This window comes from Leptospira ellinghausenii, from assembly GCF_003114815.1.
Taxonomy (GTDB): Bacteria; Spirochaetota; Leptospiria; order Leptospirales; family Leptospiraceae; genus Leptospira_A; species Leptospira_A ellinghausenii.
This window is the reverse complement of the sequence record NZ_BFAZ01000009.1, coordinates 111508-130049: the sequence shown is the minus strand read 5'-3', so window position 1 is coordinate 130049 and position 18542 is coordinate 111508. Positions and strand designations below refer to the sequence as shown.

The window sequence follows — 18542 nt, the reverse complement described above, 5'->3', positions numbered from 1 at the left end:
TCATTCGCTTTTAAATAACTTAATCTGAATTGCTTTTGGAAAACTTGGACAAGTTTCTACACATAAACCACATCCTGTGCAACTAGATTGTGCAAAAACTGGCAAATTCCCTTTAAATTTAACGGTTTTTGCGATGGGGCAGGTAACAAAACAAGCATTACAGGTTGATTCCCCTGTTTTTTCATTGATACAAAATTCTTTTAAAAGTTTCGCCTTACCAAACTTTGGTGTCGTTTCGGACACTTCGTACGGTAATAATGCGTTTTCAGGACAGGCTGCGATACATGGCCAATCAGAACAAAGGTGGCAGGCTTTTGCATTTGGATCAAAATGTGGATAAGTTTTTTCAGAATCTGTTGCTGTAACAGGGAATAAGACGGCGTAAGGACAGGCAAAAATACATTCGTTACAACCCGTACAGAGAGAAAAAAAATCTTTTGTCGCTCCCGGAGGTAAAGAAAGAGTTTGGAACATCTTTGTCTTACGTTTCCGAACAAGAGTCGACTCACTCTTTTGTTTTGTTTTCTTTTTGATTGGTTTTGGATTGGATTTAGAAGTTTTTTTAGGGATTTGGTCTGTTTCTTCCTGCCAAACTTCTTTGATGGCTTCGGAAATTTCATCCGCTTTCGTAAAGGTAAACTGGAAAACGGATTTAAATCCTTCTCGGAAAAGATCCTTACGTTTCATTTAACTTGGAATTCTTTCGATTTGTGCCCCGAGTGACCTTAACCTTGTATCAATTGACTCAAATCCTCTGTCAATTTGTACGATGTTATGGATCTCACTTTGGCCTTCCGCACAAAGAGCAGCAATGATCATGGCCATTCCCGCTCGAATGTCTGGGCTTGCCACTCGTTGTCCATATAATCTGTTGGCTCCAATCACAATGGCTCTGTGTGGGTCACAGAGGATGATTTGGGCACCCATTGCGATGATATTATCCACAAAAAAGAGCCTGGATTCAAAGAGTTTTTCATGGATGAGAACGGTTCCCTTACACTGTGTGGCAGTCACTAAAGCAACTGACGTCATATCGGCTGGGAATCCAGGCCAAGGTGCATCATCAATTTTGGGAGTGGCACCGTGGTAATCAGGGATGATTTCCATTTTTTGGTCGGAAGGGACGAGGATACCAGTTTCTGTTGGTCGCACTTCAATCCCAAGCCGGGAATAGACCATTCGGATCATTCGAATGTCTTCTAAATTAACATCGGTAATATGGATTTCTCCACCTGTTACGGCAGCTAAACTGATAAAGGATCCAACTTCTAAATAATCTGACCCAATGCGGTGTTTTAAACCACCACTCGGAGAGGATAGAGAACTCACACCTGTAATTGTTAGGTGGTTTGTCCCAATCCCTTCGATTTTGGCGCCTGCCGCTTGTAAAAATCGGCAAAGTCCCTGTACATGTGGTTCGGAAGCAGCATTGCGAATGATAGTGGTTCCCTCTGCAAAAACTGCTGCCATCACTGCATTTTCTGTAGCGGTCACAGATGCCTCGTCTAGGAGGATGTCTTTTCCGAACAAACGATCAGCAGTGATCATATAACCATCTGGGAACACTTCAATTTTTGCACCGAGGGCTTCTAAAGCTAGGAGGTGGGTGTCCATACGACGGCGACCAATTTTGTCTCCGCCTGGTTTTGGTAAAAATACACGCCCGGTTCTTGCGAGGATGGGTCCTGCTAGAGTCACAGCTCCCCTCAGTTGGGAACAAAGTTCATATGGTAAATCCGATTTCACTGGATTTTTTTTCTGAAAGAGGTAAGATCCTTTGGTATCGAGGGAAGTAATTTCCACGCCAATGTGGCGGAGTACATCCATGAGTTTCTGGACATCGGCAATTTCGGGTAGGTTTTCTAGAATCACATCTCCTTCCCATAAGAGTAAAGCTCCTAGGAGGGGAAGTGCTTCGTTTTTATTCCCTTGGGGAACAATTGTCCCGTGGAGTGGATTTTTGCCGATAATTTTAAAGTAGGAAGAGCTCACCTTGCTTCCATTCGACACAACAGAGATATGAGGAAAAGTAATTTATGAATTTTATGGCACAAGTCGTTTGGATTTTTCCAAAATTTGATACAATCTACATCTTTTACATTTTTCTCATGGGCGTTGCAGCCTTTATTTACGTAAAGGTCATGAACTACTTACAAAACAAACAAACAAGTGTGGTAAACCACTGGGTCGAATTCCAAAGGTATGCCATTGCAAGAAAATGTAACCAAGTAGAACTCAATATCCTACATAGTTTTTATGACCATTTGAGTGAAGAGGAACGTGAGATTTACCTTCTCCCTGAAAACAGGAACAAACTCAAAAATGCATTGTATCGTTATTTTCTAAAATCCAATGCAAATACAACAGAGAAGGAAGTGAATCTTTTTGATAAACTTTTTCGTTCTGGTGTTGAATTCAAAAAAGAAATTTTATCCTTAAACGATTTAACCGTTGGCGAGGTTGCTGCCCTGGAAGCAGACGGACGAGAAGAACTTACCTATGTGATGCAAAAAACTTCCGACGAATTACTTTTATCCACCAAGGGATTGTCGAAAGACTTACTTGTTCCAGGAAAAGAAGCAAAATTATATGTATTCCGTCCTAGTAGCGGTGGTTATTTGTTAGATGGCAAGGTGATCAAAACAAATGAAAGTGGGGTGGTTTTTCACTTTAATGGTAAAATCGAAAGAAAAGGGGAATCCCATTTGATGTTAATGGACAAAATGTCGATTACCGTGTCTCCTTGGCCACCTCCTGAAGAAAAAAAAGATTTAGAGTTAGATAAACATAAATTATTACTCAGCGAAGAAAACATCGATAAACAATTGGAAGTCTTAAAACGCATTGCCAAAGACCAAAAAGAAAATAACGAAAAAAAATTCGAGATCAAAGAAACCGCAAAACCTTTTATCACACTTTCGGAACGATTGTCTGACCGAGGGATATTGTTTACCTTCCCTACAGGAATTTCTTCTGAAATTTGGAAACACCAAGATTTATGGGAAGTCAGTTTTAGTTTTGATAAAGGACCAACCTTCAATATCCGTGCAAAGATGATGCCCACCAAACAAAAGTCAGATATATACTTATTGCGATATGTAGATGCGGATGAAACCATGCGGAAGTCTTTGTATGAAGAAATCCGCAAACGTGGGGGAGTGAGAGAGGTTTTAACTTAATCTAAGATTATAAACTTTCAGGAAAGGCACCTTTGGAAGGTGTCTTCGATTCCTTTGTTAATAAAATCAAATCCACTTTTGGAATCTCTTTTCCAGAAGTGAGTTTCACTCCAAGTGCTTCCCAAGAACCAACCGTTAACGAAAAAGATAATAGATACTCTACGTTTTGAATTTCCGGTAATTGGATGAAGGGTGTTCCTCCGTGCAGTATAAGGAAACGTTTGTTTGGGAATTTTTTGGCAAGATTGACAAAATATAGAATCTCAGGTTCTGATGTGGAATCAAATATATAGGTAGTATATGTTTTTTGTTTTACATAACTCCCAAATGATTTTGCAGGAACAGATTGGATTTTTTTAGATTTCAAAACTTCTTTGAGTTTTGGGTTTTTAACAAAGGAAAGAGTTTGTTCTGGTAAAATTTGAGAAGTTTTTACGACTTTTGGGTAAGCACGGATCGAATCTTCATTGATTTCTTTTGCAAAAAAAAGTGACTTACTGAGTGTTGTGTAACGATCGTTCCTTTCTTTTTCCCAAGCCGTTAGGAATTCTTTTTGTTTTTGGTTTTCTTCGTATACTGTTGGTAAGATGGAATTAGCATCGTAGATACCTAGTTCCAATTTTTTGCGAATTTGTTTTTGGACAGCTTCTTTTAAGATGTCACGTTCTTTTCCTTCTTTGTCTACAAAGCGGAATTCTCCCTTTTTGTATGCATCCATCAATTGTGCTTTGAATTTTTTGGCTGTTTCTCCCCAACTAGTGAGTAAAACGATATTGGCACCGGCAAGGATTGTTAAAACACCTGGTCTATCTTTTTCATAGTTTTTTGAAATGGCATGCATCTCCATTGCGTCAGTGATGATGATCCCATCAAATTGAAGTGATTTTCGTAAAACATCTGTTAGAATTGTCTTGGAAAGTGTGGCGGGAAAATTAGGATCAATTTTGGGATACACAATATGAGCAGACATCACCGCTTCTGCCCCACCTTGGATGGATTGTTTGAATGGAACGAGTTCCAGTTTTTCCAAGTCCTCTAGGCTTTTATTGATGATTGGAAGTCCCAGATGGCTATCAACAGTAGTATCCCCATGGCCTGGAAAATGTTTGATCACAGGTAAACAACCACCGGCCCTTGCACCTTTTTCATACGCAACGGCAACTTCCGAAACTCGGTTTACATCCGATCCAAACGAACGAGTGTTAATAACTGGATTTAGTGGATTGTTATTAATATCTAAAACAGGTGCAAATAAAAAATTCAAACCTAAACTTCTAAGTTCATAGGAAGTGACAAAACCTACAATTTCTCCCCATTCCTTTTTCCCAGTTTGTCCCACAGCCATTGCACCTGGGTAATGTGTGATTCCATCTTGAACACGGAATACACGGCCTCCTTCTTGGTCTGTTGAGATGAGAAATGGTTGTAAGCCATTTTGTTTGCCCACGATTTGAAGATTTTCAGTGAGAGAAAGGATCTCTTCTTTTTTGCCTAAGTTTTTTCCAAAGAGGATGATTCCACCTGGTTTTGTTTGTTTGATTTCATCTAATGCAATTTGGTCAACAGTTTTGGAAGGGATGGCAATGTGGATGGTTTGGCCTACCAACTCTTCTTCCGACATGTTGTTTGTGATCGACCATGCTTTTTCATCCAACCATCGTTTCCGTTCGTTTGCTGCCAGTTCCGTGAGGTAAAAACCAAAACAATAAGAAGAGCCAAAAAATCCAAACAAAAGGAAAAGAGAAAAGGTGGTACGTAGAAGAACTTGGTTCATAGAGTATGATGGTACGTTTTACGATCCGCTTTTCTAAGACAACTACGAAAAATCTCTCATATGTCTTTGGTTTGGGTCGTCTGAGTATATAGTGGATGATTTTTATAAAAACATTAAACCCAGTTCTCAGTTCCAAAGTATCTTTGAAGAGGCTACCATCGCCAAAGTTCCTGATGACTGGTTTGTCCTCATCACAGACATTGTTGGCTCCACAAAGGCAATTGAGGAGGGGAGATATAAAGATGTGAACACAGCTGGTGGTCTTACGGCCATTGCGGTCGCCAATGTGTATGGGCATATGGACTTTCCATTTGTGTTTGGAGGTGATGGTGTCACATTTCTATTACCCATCAATTTATTATTCCCCATTCGTTCTGCCATTGCAGATACGATTTTACAAGTGAAGTCTGCTTTTGGACTTACGATGAGAGCTGGTATTGTTCCTGTACAAGAATTGTACCGAGCGGGAACCGAATTATTTTTAACTAAATTCAAAGCTTCTGATCATTACGTACAATGTTCCCTCTTTGGAACGGCACTTCCACTTGCGGAACAATGGATCAAAGAAGGCAAAGACGAATCCTATTTGGTCCGTGAAAATGAAAAAATCCTACCAGCCGACTTTACAGGTTTTACTTGTCGTTGGAAGGATGTCCCAAGTGAAAGAGGGGAAATTGTGTCTCTCATTGTCAAACCAAACCATTCCGATTTAGAAGTTTGTAAGAAGATCGTAATACGAGTGTTAAACTTTATCAAGTCGGAATATGGAGAAGAAAAGGAATACCATCCTCTAAGCCTTGGTCAAATCAAATTGGGAACTGGTGGAGAACTCAGGAAAGAGGCAATCGCAAGGACTGGCAAACACTCTGGATTTAAATTTACCCTTACCTTATTCAAAATTTGGATCGAAAGGACGGTGATGGCTATTGCCATAAAATGGAAATTACCATTCAAGTCAGGGCATTATTCCTTAGATCGATTAAAGGAATACCAGGTGATGAGTGCTGATTTTCGCAAATATGATGGCACTCTCAAAATGGTGATTGATGGGACCAAAAAACATCGGTTAGCATTAGAAACTTTTTTGTCACAATTAGAAGCGGAAGGTTTATTACAATACGGACTTTTTGTTTCGAATCGGTCACTCATGACCTGTGTCTTAAAAGTAGCATCCTCAGATGAAGTTCATTTTGTAGATGGGGCAGATGGCGGTTTTGCGATGGCCGCCAAATCCCTGAAGGAAAAACTAAAAGGGCATTGAGCCCCTTATTTTTTTTTCTGATGTGATTGTTCTCGTGTAACTTTACTCGTTTGATCCTATAGTGCTCATAATGATTACTGTTGCACACAGATCAACTTTTTCGTAGCAGAACAAATGGCTTCTTGGCTTGTGACACTTGTGTTGGATGCCATGGTCCAAGTTTGTCCATAAAGAAAAGAACTTGGAGTAGATGGACAGTTTTGATACGTAAAACCATTACAGTTGTGACGGTAAGTTAATCCATCACCCGTACACGCCGGTGTAAATCCAACCTGTGTTGCCGCTGTTAGGCTCGTTGTCATCCCCGTCCAGTACTGATCACCCACGGTTGAAAAAGACCGAGAGATACTTGTTGGATCAAATCCTGCTGAGCCATTGGCGATGAATAACCTAGAGTGTTCATCACTACAATTGGTATACCCTGAGTTATTACAACGGTAATAATGATAACCAGCAGTTAACACCCAGTTGGTTCCATTGGGAACTCTGTCATTTGTTACTCCTCCCGCGCTATCACTGACAATCAGTGCTTTATAAGTACCTGCTGGAACTCCACCTGGTTTGTTATTATTACATGTATCATCAGCACCAAACACACCTTGTGCGGTCATTTCCCCATTATAACTCGATGTGGTCACAAAGATTGCTTTCCCAGCAGGTTCATCGTCCTCGTTTGTGATGGAATGGTCACTTGGACTAGTTGCATTTTGGTAGTTTGTGTCGGTGTTTGCGACCATGGAGAGTTGGATGTCAAAATTTTGATTCCCATCCGAATAGGTATCATCAAGTCCCGCAACGGTGAAGGTTTGTTTTTTGGCAGAGCTTGCACAACCACTATCGGAAGCATTGCCAGGTTCTACTTCGCTATTCACAGGGAAGGTGATGGGAGAGGAAGTGATGGTCCCACATTCACCAGCAGATGCGGTTCCAGCAGAGTAGGATTTGCAACTGATATTGAGAACCACCGGTTGTGTTGGGTTATTCCCTCCTAAACAAACCGATACCGTTGCTGTATTGGTGGTTCCTTCCCGAGTGTTTCCCACGTGAGAGATATAAAAAGATTTTTCATCATCAGTTGTGGCTGCATAGACATCTATGGGATCATAGGAAAGACCACCCGTGGATAAGGCCGTTGTGACAGTCCAGTTTTGGGTGAGATCCACAAGGACATCATCCACATGTGTGAGGACAATTTGGTTTGTCCCGCCAGCTTCCATGAAATTATAGTTAGATGAGGATACAGTCACACTTCCCGGTACAGTCCCTTCTGTTGTGTCGGAACTTGTGAGGCCAATGTTGATGTCGGAACTTGGTGCGGCTTGGGAGATCATCCAAATATTCGTAGACCCTCCTTCCACGGCAGACAATCGGTTACCAGAAGTTCCATAGGAAGAACCTGAAAAATTACAAGGTTGCAGGAGGTGTGTCCCATCATTGTCGCAGGAACGAACACTAAACGTAGGTTCTGCGACCGTTGTATTGTAAGTGGCATCGGCAGAGGATGCGACAAAGGAAACGGTATAGTCCGCATTTCCTGTGTTTGCTGAGTCTGATTTCCCTTCGACTTGGAAGGTTTGGTATACATTCCAATCAGATGTCGTAAAACTGAGAGTCGGTGTGAGGATATTACATTTATTCCCACAATTGGAAGAAAAATTAAGTGTGACCGTATTTGTCGGTTTGGTGCGGAGTTTGATTTGGAATTGTGAGTATTTAGTTCCAAATCGATTACTTTCGTCTGTGGCAAACCGATTGATCGCTCCACCAGATGCTCCTGTGGTTCCAGAAGTAGAGTCAAATTTGACATAGGCGTAACCGGGAACACTTTGGTCACGGTTGTAAACCACAACGTTTCTTGGTTTGATTCCATTATAATCGGCGTCAGAACTACTTGTATTCGATACTTCCACAGTATACACTTTGATGCCGTCAATTTCCAAATCATCAACGGATGTGATCGTAACATCTTGGGGTGTGCACCAATTTCCGGTTCCTGGGCATGCACCAGTTGTGAATGTGAGTGTCTTTGGATTGGCTGTTCCTTCGCGGTTACTAGCGTTGACGGAATCAAACACTTCATTGATGGGAATGGTTACATTCGCAGTCGGTGCTGTACGGAGTTTTACTTGGAAGGTTCCGTTTGTTGCAGTTGCTGATGGGCCTGGTTCTTCCATCACTCGAGAGATATTGGAGACACGAACGCCAGGGCCTTCATCGTCATCAACGGCAACTGAAATATCACAGGCATCTTTTCCAGTGTAGGTTCCCGAAACTTCTTCACCACTTCCGTTTTTTTGCACCATGGTTCCAAGTGCAACTGTCATCGGATCTACCTTAGCACTTCTATCTGTGTCTTGTACCGCAGTAAACTTAAAACATTGCCTCTCTGCCACGCCATTTCCAGTAAACGTGAGTTTGGTGGGGATGGCAACATCGGGAGCAGGATAGGTTCTCAGTGATGTGATCCTAGTTCCATAATTCGAAGTGACTGATACAGGGATTTCCAAACTCCCACTAAACGGAGCATTGGGATAAATACAGGTTTGGAAGGAACGATATCCCCATGATGTCCCACCATCTGTATCCACATCGTCTAAACCATTTTCATTCACTGTGCTAAAGGTCGAGTTCACATCTCCATCTTCTGAAAGGGAAACAAGTTTTGTTGAAATGGTAACATCAGAGGAACAAGTAGTCGTCGGATTCCCGAATGTTCGTTCAAAACGTTCGCTAATACCAAATAAGAGATTATCTCCAGCAGTTGCGGCTCCACTACAACTCACTAGGAGTGATACTAAGAATAATGACAAGGAAGATGCCAGTCGATGTTTGGTGGAGTTCATGCTAAATTTCCCGTATACCAATCTTTTTTATAAAACAATATATCGATGCCTTTCCATTCATGGCAACGACAATCTCATCTTAGTGTAGAAAGAATGTACAAATAACGTACGTTAAACAATGTTTATTATAGAAGCAGAGATTTGTAAGGGTAATTCATTTGTTCCGTATTTTTACTAGTCATATGTGTCAAAGGTAGGTTAAATCGAAGGAAAGAGTTTGAAATTAATTTCCAATCATCTCTTAAAAGAATTATCAATTGATTTCTATTCTTGGTGCAAAAGATAGGGACAGTTCGTTCTATGTTTAGAAAATTATTGTTCACAGTTCTTTCGTTATCCTTTACCTATTGCCAGACGACCACCAAACCAGAATGGATGGAATCAGAGACCTTCCAAAGATTTTGTGGCTGTGTTCATATTGATGAATCAAAACCCAGTGAACATTTGGGAAGTTTACCTGTTGGTTCCCTCGATAAATTTGGAACTTCTGATTATTTAGAGAAATTATACAAGGGACTACGAAGTGATTTTGAACATACAGGTACACCTTTTGAAGAAGTGGGTGGAAGTTTGGTTGCCAAAGGTGTCGAACTCAAACGAATCGAAGACGATGAAAAAAGACTTCGTGAACTTCTCATCATCATTGACGGGGACGTTGCTTTCCCATCAGGAAAATCTACGTTAACACCCAAAGCAAAGGAACTCATCGCAAAAGTAGGAGACGCCATGGAAGCTTATCCAGAAACCAATTGCCGGATTGGTGGTCACACAGATAGTGTTGGGGCATTTTCCATGAATTTAAAACTCAGTAAAGAAAGATCTCAATCTGTAAAAAAAGAACTCAAACTTGTTCATAAAATCGCAGAAGAACGATTTAAAGAAGTGGATGGTTATGCTGATTTACATAAGATCGTAGATACAATGTTAGCTGAAAAGAAAAATCGTAGAACTGAAATTTACGTAGGGACAGTTCGCATTGTTTACTAAAAATCTAAATCGAAAAAAATGGCAATTGGTTCTCACTCTTGTATTGGTTATCCGTTTAGTATTTTTTGAGAATCAACTAACAGCTGAAGAAACAAGTAAGACAAACCCAATTGTTGAAGCAAAAAAGGATTCGATTACAACACCAGAAAAAACAAATCCAATTGTGGCTCCAAAAACCGAAACAACTTCGGTATCCGAACCACCCGGTACAAATCCACTCGTGAGTTTGGAACGGAGAGAAGACAACCAAACTCCCATGGAGATTTTTAACAAAGTATACGAACACCGATTGATGATTCGAAGTGGATTTGGTTTTGGAAAATTATCTCCAGCGATCCTGAATGAAACGGGACCTGCTTGGTTCCAAAATTCTTTATTTCGCCAAATCACAGAACCAGGTGCTCCACTTGCCATTCCCTATAAACCTGCAAAAGATTTAGGTGTTAACTCGCAGTTTTTTGACATTCGGTATGGTTATAAAAATAAATACGAAATCCAATATGCCGAAGATACTTCGTTAGGTGTCTACAGCCGTAACCTTCCTGCTTCTAATAATTTTATCTCCCCGAGGACAGATGCTTATTGGGCAAGTAGTTTTGAAGGGAACCGATTGCTCCGTTTTGAAGGAGTAAGCCAAAATTTACGTTTTTCCTACACACATCCTATCACCAAAATATTGATGGTTGGACCATCGATCAATTTCCATCGTTATACGGAACGAAACAATATTTCCTATGGTTCTTATTCGACAAGTCGTCCTGAAGCAAACGTACCCAATAAAACCACTTGGTCGATTGGTGGTGATGCCAATGCCGAATATTCAATGAAAGGAATATTGCCAGGTATCTATTCAAAATTAAAATTAAGAGATTGGTGGGAGATTCGAGGACGATTAGAACTTCTGGACAGGAAAGGGAATTTTTCTGTGTTAGGTTCTCAAATCATCCAAGAAGTATTCAATGATAATTCTTCTACTCTTTCCGCAGTGATTCCTGCGTATGGGGGAAGGGTCAGAGACAAAGGGACCATTCTCAATTTGGAAACTTCTTTCCAATATTGTCGTTTTTCCTTGGACATAGGTATGATCCGCCAAGATATCAAACGAACCTATGAAACCTATTTGGGAGACACGGTTGGTTCCGTGCCAAGAAGTGATTATTCTGCCAGAAGTGTTTATATTGGATTTTCGGAAATGTCAACATCCATCAAACATACGGTCACAGAATTTTATATCATGCCTGGTGTTTCCTTCTATTATGACGAAGATAAAATTTACTAGGAGTTTGTTTCTCCTTTCCAATTGGTTTTAGATTCCAAATTCGTTTGTTAAAAATGTTTGCATTTTCTTTGATTGAGACCAATCTAATCAGAGATGCCTTATTTCATAACAATTGTATCCCTTCTCCTACTATTCCAATGTGGGAATCCTTCCGATCCAGAGAAAGAAAAGAAAACGGGAGTTCCCACTGAAAACCAAACCAAGCGGATTCTTTATTTTGGAGATTCCTTAACGGCTGGTTATGGCCTTCTGAATTATGAAGATGCTTGGCCTCATGTTCTCACAAATCGAATCAATGCCGAAGGGTATTCGTACCAAATGACCAATGCGGGTGTGTCAGGTGATACAACGAGTGGTGGCCTCGGGAGATTGGAATGGGTGCTCGCAGAAAAACCATCCATCTTTGTTCTAGAATTAGGTGCAAACGATATGTTACGTGGCATAAGCCCAACTGTCACAAAGGAAAACTTACGAACCATGGTGAAACAAATTAAATCACAATACCCAAACACCAAAATACTGTTAGTTGGCATGATGGCAACGCCGAATATGGGGAAAAAATATGCTTCTGCTTTTAATACAATTTATCCTGAACTGGCAAAAGAAGAAAACATTCCACTTGTCCCTTTTATCTTAGAAAAAGTAGCAACCATTCGCAAACTCAACCAAAAGGATGGTATCCATCCTACAGAAGCCGGTCACAAACTCGTTGCCGATACAGTGTATCCTTATATCAAACCCCTTTTAGAAAAATAGGATCTCATTATATGCAAAGTCCCTTTTTGATACCACCCTTTGCCTTAGAATGTAAAACATTCGCAAAAACATCGTTTGGTGCTTCTTTTAATCATCCTTTTGTCTTGTCTTTGGCAGACGGATCACTCGATCCCAAACTCTTTCGTTTTTATCAAATCCAAGACGCAAAATATTTAGAAGCATTCTCTGATGCTTGCGCCATACTTTCTACAAAGGTAAAAGACCCTGATGATAAACTATGGTTTATCGATGCTGCAAGGATGGCACTTGTAGTGGAGGGGCAACTCCATCTAGGGTATGGTAAATCCTTAGGTTACGATGCAAAGACCATCGCGAATACAGAACCAACCCCAAACAATTTAGCATACCAGAACCATATGGTGGCAACGGCTTTACAAGGCACAATCCTCGAAGGGTTATGTGCTATCGCCCCATGCCCTTGGTTGTATGTGGAACTTGGGCAACACATATTGCGAGAAAAAGGTTCGATCCCGGATGACCATCCCTATGCATCTTGGCTTACGATGTATTCCGATCCTGGTTTTAATGAATACATGTCCAATTTACTGACAAGGCTACAGAAATACGCTGACCTATCTGATTCAGAGTCTAAAAACCGTGCAAAAGTAGCATTCCAACAAAGTTGCAATTATGAATGGATGTTTTGGGAGCAGGCGTGGACAAACCAAAACTGGCCATCTCGATAAGAATTTGTTAGGTGGTATTACCACCTGGAACCCTACCACTAAAATCAATTTCATTTCCATACCCAATTGGGATGGATTTCCATTCATGCTTTTTCGACTTTTTTCCTTGCCGATTTGATTAGGTTCCAAATGATGGTTTCACAAACCTTCTGCGGGAATAGCTCAGCGGTAGAGCATCTCCTTGCCAAGGAGAGGGTCGCGGGTTCAAGTCCCGTTTCCCGCTAATGAAGGTCTTCTTCTTTTTCTTTCCACTACACTCTCTTTTTTTACACTGGATATAATACGATGGAATTTACGGCTAAAAAAAATAACAACGCAACTTGTGACCTCAGCATTCAATTTAGCGCTGAAGAAGTCCGCACCGCCTACTCACAGGCTTACAAAAATGCAGCTGAAAAAGTAAAAATCCCTGGTTTCCGACCAGGAAAAGCTCCCCTGAATATGGTGGAAAAGGTCCTTGGTGACACCGTGATGGACGATGCCGCCAACATCATGTTAAACCAAGCAATGGCAGACCTCTTTGACAAATTGGAACACAAACCAATCCGTTTGCCACAATTCCAAATGGAAACGTTTGATAAAAATACTGGTGCAAAGGCAAAAGCCACTTACGATACAAAGCCGGAAGTCACCTTACCAAAGTTAAAGAAAATCAAAATCCAACCAAAAGAAATTAAAATTTCGGATGCTGACATCCAAAAAGAATTGGAAGGAATCCAAAAAAACATGGCTCGTAATTCTTTGAAAGAAGAAGGCGAACCGGTTGAGGCTTCTGACTTACTCGAAATCAATTATAAGTTTAAAGAAACGGGAAAAGAATACCCAGATGCCAACCAAACTGGAAAATTCCAAATGGGTGCTCCTCAAAACCCACCAGGTTTTGAGACCAATCTCCTTGGAATGAAGCTCAATGAAACAAAAGAGTTCACATTCACATACCCAGATGTATACCCTGCATCTCCTGAGTCTGCTGGAAAATCCATTATCTACACAGTAACAGTGACTGCGATTTACAAAGTAACTTACCCTGAAATCAATGATGATTTTGCTTCTGAAGTAGATGGTTCTGCCAACTTACAAGAGTTAAAAGAAAAAACAAAAAAACAACTCGTTGAGATTTTTGGAAATGCACTCACAAAACGTGCCACAGATGATGCTTACAACGAAATCATCAAAGAATCGAAATTCATCATCCCAGAATCCCTCATTTATGAAGAAACAGAAACTGTTTTCAAAAACTTCATGCGTGAATTTGGCCTTCCTGTCTCTTCTCTTTCCGACTATGCAAAACGCCTTGGAAAAGAAGAAAAAGAAGTAAGGGAATCTTTCTCGAAAGCTGCTGAAAAACGGATCCAAACTTACATTTTGAAGCAAAAAATCGCTGATGACTACAAAATTGTCATTTCTGACGAGGAAGTAGAGGCCGGTTACGAAAAAGAGGCGTCTGCCCAAGGAATTCCTGCCGAAACTCTCAAAAAAGAAGTCCAAAAACAGAAGGCGGAAACCTACTACCGTGACAAATTCCTGTTTGATAAAATCGACGAGTTTGTTTACGCTGAGGTAGAGAAAAAATCGCCAAAAGCAATTTCAACGGAAGAAGCTGAGAAAATTCTTAGCGGGAAAGAAGAGTAAACTATGTCCACACTGATGCCTTATGTCATTGAACAAACAAGCCGTGGCGAACGCCAATACGACATTTTTTCACGGTTATTAAAAGATCGGATCATATTTTTAGGTTCTGCCATCGACGAAACCTATGCGAATGTGATTTCTGCTCAACTTTTGTTTTTAGAAGCGGAAAACCCAGACAGAGATATTTATCTCTACATCAATAGCCCTGGTGGGTATGTGAGTTCTGGTCTTGCGATTTATGACACTATGCAGCTCATCAAACCAGAAGTGAGAACACTGTGCATTGGACAGGCTTCATCTATGGCTGCACTTTTACTCGCTGGTGGAGCCAAAGGAAAACGTTCTGCCCTTCCGAATTCACGTATTATGTTACACCAACCTTATGGTGGAGCAGGTGGACAAGCTTCTGATATTGAAATTTCAGCGAAAGAAATCATCAAGATCAAAGACAAACTCATCGATCTTTATGGTAAACACACAGGAAAGTCTGCTGACCAAATCCGCAAAGACACCGAAAGAAATTTCTTTATGAGTGCAGATGAAGCCAAAGAATACGGCATCATCGACAACGTGATCCAAGAACGCAAACAAATGCCACAAGCCTAAGGGGGCGTCTCCATGACCAAACGTGCAAGCCAAACGGGTAATTCCAGAGAAAAATTACATTGTTCTTTCTGCGGAAAGGCCCAAGACGAAGTAAGAAGGCTTGTCGCAGGTCCTGGTGTTTATATCTGCGATGAATGTATTTCCTTATGTAACGAAATCATCGCCGAAGAACCACAATCAGGTGAAAAAACCGCAATTGTGGGTGACATCCCAAAACCAACCGAAATCAAAAAAATCTTAGACCAGTATGTGATTGGGCAAGAACAGGCAAAAAAAGCTTTGTCTGTTGCCGTTTACAATCACTACAAACGAATCTTCCATAACGAACGTAAGGCGGGAGACGTGGAATTGGAAAAATCCAATATCATGCTCATTGGACCAACGGGTTCTGGAAAAACCTTACTTGCACAAACACTCGCTCGGATTCTAAAAGTTCCTTTTGCGATTGTGGATGCAACTGCCCTAACAGAGGCAGGGTATGTGGGAGAAGATGTGGAAAACATCATCCTCAAACTCATCCAAAATGCTGACAATGATGTGAAACGTGCTGAGATGGGAATCATCTACATTGACGAAATTGATAAAATTTCTCGTAAATCTGACTCTGCTTCCATCACTCGTGATGTGAGTGGTGAAGGGGTACAACAAGCTCTTCTCAAAATCATTGAAGGAACTGTTGCAAATGTGCCACCGCAAGGCGGACGTAAACACCCTCACCAGGAATACATCCCAGTCGAAACCAAAAACATCCTCTTCATCTGTGGGGGAGCTTTTGTGGGTCTCACTGACATCATTAAACAACGAGTAGGTGTCAAATCCATTGGTTTCCATTCCAACGAAGTGGTAAACGACAAAGGAAGGAAAATCGAAGAAGGGGAATCGGTTGTGCACCATGTAATCCCTGATGATTTGATGAAATTTGGTCTGATCCCAGAATTCATAGGACGACTTCCTATCATTGCAACTCTAGATGAGTTAACAATCGATAGTTTGAAATCTATTTTTACAGAACCAAAAAATTCCCTTCTCAAACAATACCAAAAGATGTTTGATATCGAGAATGTAAAACTCAAGTTCACAGAATCTGCAATTGAAGCCATTGCCCAAACTGCAATCAAACGGGAAAGTGGAGCTCGCGGATTACGTGCCATCGTAGAAGAGATCATGATGGAACTCATGTTCCAAATTCCTTCTAGAAAGGATGTTTTGGAAGTGGTTGTCACTGACGATACCGTTCTCAAAAAAGAAGAACCGATTACGATTTTAAAAGGTGATATTGAAAAGATCGCATAATCTCTGTTTTTTGATGCAATCAAAAGTTTCCCTTTTGGTTCTATATTTGTCGTTTGGATCCACAAAAGTTTTGGCAGTTTCCAAGGGAAACTCTATCCATCCAATGGACTTGTGGTATTAACAAACAAGGGTGTGGTTGTGATCGACACTCCTTGGACCGAACCACAAACAGAAGAACTCATCCAAAGTATCCAGACAAAGTTTCAAAAACAAATTGTATTCCTTATTGTGACCCAAGCACATGACGACCGTATGGCGGGTGTTCCCAATTTTTTAAAACGAAACATCCCTGTCTTTAGCACGACAGAAGTGGTTGTGTCTGGACACGGGAATTGGGGGAAACTAGACTTACTCCGTCATACAATCCGGTTACTTATTTCGCCGAACCACTAAAATCGAAAGTTTTTCCATCGGGTTTGTGAGGTTTCGTTCCCGTCCAAGGGCACTCATTTTTTTCGCAATGGCGAGTAACATTTGTCTCGAAGAACTGGGCCTCAGGTCTAGTAAGTAGTCCACAAATTCTTCCATGATTTCAAATGATGTGAGACCAAACTGAGTGAGAGTTCTATCACTGGCCCAAACCAAATAATCTCCAACTTCGATCCCATCTGCCATCGAGACGGGATGTTTATGATTGGGATACCAATGGTCATCTCCACTTCCTTCAATCACTTGGATGCCATGATCAGAAAATTGGAAGATCGGCATATCCATGTAGTGTAAAAAAGACATTTTATCATCTTTGTTTTGGATCACAAAGGCAGAGAGTTTTAATTTTAGGAAAGCAAATTGGTGGAGGGCAAATTTTAGTTTTTCCAGTAATTCTTCCGTTGAGAAAAGCCCATCCCCAAAAGAGGATACGATCCCATGGATGAATATTTTTTCAGAGGATTCTAAAATCCCAGGTTCCATGTGGCCCGCAATGATTCCAAAAAGTCCATCTTTGGCGCGTACGATACGAATGTAATCAGCTCCCGCATAACGCATCACTGATGGGAATACTGCTACATCAAAACCAGGTGAATTTGGGATTTTGATATCAGGAATTTGTTTGTTTAAGGAAGTTGCTTGGATTGTCTTCCAATCAAATTTGTTTTCAAATTGTTCCTCTCCAAGTCCTTCTTCTCCTTGTAATAGGGTGAACATGACCGATTTATAAATTTTATACTCATCAGAGTTTCGATTTAAGTTACGTATGTCTTTAGGTATTTTGTTTTCACTATCTTGGATATGGAAAATGATATGGAGGATGTATTGGTATAAAAATCCAAGAAAATAATATACGATAAAACTAATGCACAACGCCAAAAGAAAAGAACTATAAATCCCAACTAAATTGAAGTTAAGAGCATTTTCACCTTTTGGATTTTGCCAATGTGTGAATGTGAATTCAGCAAATAAAAAATGAATGAAAAAAAATAAAAAACTTATGATGCCAAGTAAAATGGGAAGTTTAACGCGGTAACTCATTTTGAATCAGTGGCTTCCAATACTCTCATTAAAATAGCAGATAAAAAGAATAAAAAACTAAGTGGTAAGAGTAACATGAGCATCGAAAAAACATCGGGACCTGGTGATAATACCGCAGAAACAACTGCAATGATAAGCACCGCTTCCCTCCATCGGGAAATCAGAAACCTTGAAGATAGGATTCCGATACGACCGAGTAAAATCAGAACGATTGGTAATTGGAATGATGCTCCAAAGACTAGGTGTAAGTTAAAAAACAAATCATAATACTCATCGATGGGAAGGTAGGGATCCACTCCATCTGGCCTTAAGACCACAAGGAAAACTCGCAAAAAATTTTCGAAGACAGTAAACCAACAAAGAGCAAGACCAGACCAGAAGAGTAAGGTAGAAAAGAGGATGATGAACTTTCCCCATTTTTCTGTCTTGGGGTTTACCGCGGGAGCAATGAACCCCCATAGGATGTAGAGTAAAAAAGGAAGGGAGACTAGAACCGACAAAATAAAGGACGTTTTCAAATAAATAAGAAACGGAGCCATGAGTTGGATCTGGAAAAAATGGGCATCAGGCCCAAGCACCGATTTGTAAGGTTGGATGAGAATACTATGGATCTCACTTCCAAAGTACAAAGTTCCTATCATAAAAACAGAAACAACTAAGATTGAATAAATGAGTCTTTGCCGGAGTTCTTCTAAGTGGTCACCCAGGGACATATATTTTTCCCTGGTTTCCGAATCTTCCGGCAGTGGCAGTGC

At 40.6% G+C, this 18542-nt stretch carries 16 protein-coding genes and 1 tRNA gene; 11 read left to right on the top strand and 6 right to left on the bottom strand.

Annotated features, from left to right (window positions below; translation table 11 throughout):
* Nucleotides 1-687, bottom strand: coding sequence for a 4Fe-4S dicluster domain-containing protein (locus DI076_RS09120; protein ID WP_108959626.1), 687 nt, complete (start codon nucleotides 685-687; stop codon nucleotides 1-3).
* The gene (gene murA, locus DI076_RS09115; protein WP_108959625.1) at nucleotides 688-1992 is read right to left on the bottom strand and encodes a UDP-N-acetylglucosamine 1-carboxyvinyltransferase; all 1305 of its coding nucleotides are present in this window, start codon (nucleotides 1990-1992) and stop codon (nucleotides 688-690) included.
* Between the two features lie 44 nt (nucleotides 1993-2036).
* Between murA and DI076_RS09110 the strand changes: the two genes are divergently transcribed.
* Nucleotides 2037-3179: a hypothetical protein gene (locus DI076_RS09110; protein ID WP_108959624.1), complete on the top strand. Its 1143-nt coding sequence runs from the start codon at nucleotides 2037-2039 to the stop codon at nucleotides 3177-3179.
* A gap of 7 nt (nucleotides 3180-3186) precedes the next feature.
* On the opposite strand, the gene DI076_RS09105 is transcribed toward DI076_RS09110, so the two are convergent.
* The gene (locus DI076_RS09105; RefSeq protein ID WP_108959623.1) at nucleotides 3187-4953 is read right to left on the bottom strand and encodes a glycoside hydrolase family 3 protein; all 1767 of its coding nucleotides are present in this window, start codon (nucleotides 4951-4953) and stop codon (nucleotides 3187-3189) included.
* A gap of 91 nt (nucleotides 4954-5044) precedes the next feature.
* On the opposite strand from DI076_RS09105, the gene DI076_RS09100 reads away from it, so the two are divergent.
* Entirely contained in the window at nucleotides 5045-6214 is a 1170-nt protein-coding gene (locus DI076_RS09100; RefSeq protein WP_108959622.1) for a DUF3095 domain-containing protein, read from the top strand.
* A gap of 74 nt (nucleotides 6215-6288) precedes the next feature.
* Here DI076_RS09100 and DI076_RS09095 read toward each other — a convergent pair whose 3' ends face one another.
* Entirely contained in the window at nucleotides 6289-9057 is a 2769-nt protein-coding gene (locus DI076_RS09095; protein ID WP_108959621.1) for a hypothetical protein, read from the bottom strand.
* A 300-nt stretch (nucleotides 9058-9357) separates the two neighbouring features.
* Between DI076_RS09095 and DI076_RS09090 the strand changes: the two genes are divergently transcribed.
* The 9 genes from DI076_RS09090 to DI076_RS09050 all read left to right on the top strand — a co-directional run bounded on the left by DI076_RS09090 (nucleotide 9358) and on the right by DI076_RS09050 (nucleotide 16710).
* A complete protein-coding gene (locus tag DI076_RS09090) occupies nucleotides 9358-10044 on the top strand; it encodes an OmpA family protein (protein WP_108959620.1) in 687 nt (228 codons plus the stop codon).
* Nucleotides 10045-10204: 160 nt separating this feature from the next.
* Nucleotides 10205-11323 carry a hypothetical protein gene (locus DI076_RS09085; RefSeq protein ID WP_439957309.1) on the top strand — a complete coding sequence of 373 codons (1119 nt, stop codon included), beginning with the start codon at nucleotides 10205-10207 and terminating at the stop codon, nucleotides 11321-11323.
* 93 nt (nucleotides 11324-11416) lie between these two features.
* Nucleotides 11417-12079 carry an arylesterase gene (locus DI076_RS09080; protein ID WP_108959618.1) on the top strand — a complete coding sequence of 221 codons (663 nt, stop codon included), beginning with the start codon at nucleotides 11417-11419 and terminating at the stop codon, nucleotides 12077-12079.
* Between the two features lie 11 nt (nucleotides 12080-12090).
* Entirely contained in the window at nucleotides 12091-12786 is a 696-nt protein-coding gene (locus DI076_RS09075) for a TenA family protein (protein ID WP_108959617.1), read from the top strand.
* Between the two features lie 151 nt (nucleotides 12787-12937).
* Nucleotides 12938-13009 (top strand) — tRNA-Gly (locus DI076_RS09070).
* A gap of 62 nt (nucleotides 13010-13071) precedes the next feature.
* On the top strand, nucleotides 13072-14418 hold the full coding sequence (gene tig / locus DI076_RS09065) for a trigger factor (RefSeq protein ID WP_108959616.1): 1347 nt from the start codon (nucleotides 13072-13074) through the stop codon (nucleotides 14416-14418).
* A 3-nt stretch (nucleotides 14419-14421) separates the two neighbouring features.
* On the top strand, nucleotides 14422-15024 hold the full coding sequence (clpP, locus tag DI076_RS09060) for an ATP-dependent Clp endopeptidase proteolytic subunit ClpP (RefSeq protein ID WP_100716412.1): 603 nt from the start codon (nucleotides 14422-14424) through the stop codon (nucleotides 15022-15024).
* A gap of 12 nt (nucleotides 15025-15036) precedes the next feature.
* A complete protein-coding gene (gene clpX, locus DI076_RS09055; protein WP_108959615.1) occupies nucleotides 15037-16317 on the top strand; it encodes an ATP-dependent Clp protease ATP-binding subunit ClpX in 1281 nt (426 codons plus the stop codon).
* A gap of 111 nt (nucleotides 16318-16428) precedes the next feature.
* The gene (locus tag DI076_RS09050; RefSeq protein WP_245918355.1) at nucleotides 16429-16710 is read left to right on the top strand and encodes an MBL fold metallo-hydrolase; all 282 of its coding nucleotides are present in this window, start codon (nucleotides 16429-16431) and stop codon (nucleotides 16708-16710) included.
* Here DI076_RS09050 and rktP read toward each other — a convergent pair.
* Nucleotides 16687-17787: an Arg-Lys translocation region protein phosphatase RktP gene (gene rktP / locus DI076_RS09045; RefSeq protein ID WP_108959614.1), complete on the bottom strand. Its 1101-nt coding sequence runs from the start codon at nucleotides 17785-17787 to the stop codon at nucleotides 16687-16689. The genes DI076_RS09050 and rktP overlap by 24 nt on opposite strands.
* Nucleotides 17784-18500, bottom strand: coding sequence for a twin-arginine translocase subunit TatC (gene tatC / locus DI076_RS09040; RefSeq protein WP_108960880.1), 717 nt, complete (start codon nucleotides 18498-18500; stop codon nucleotides 17784-17786). Before tatC ends, rktP begins: the two co-directional genes overlap by 4 nt.
* Between the last annotated feature and the right edge of the window lie 42 nt (nucleotides 18501-18542).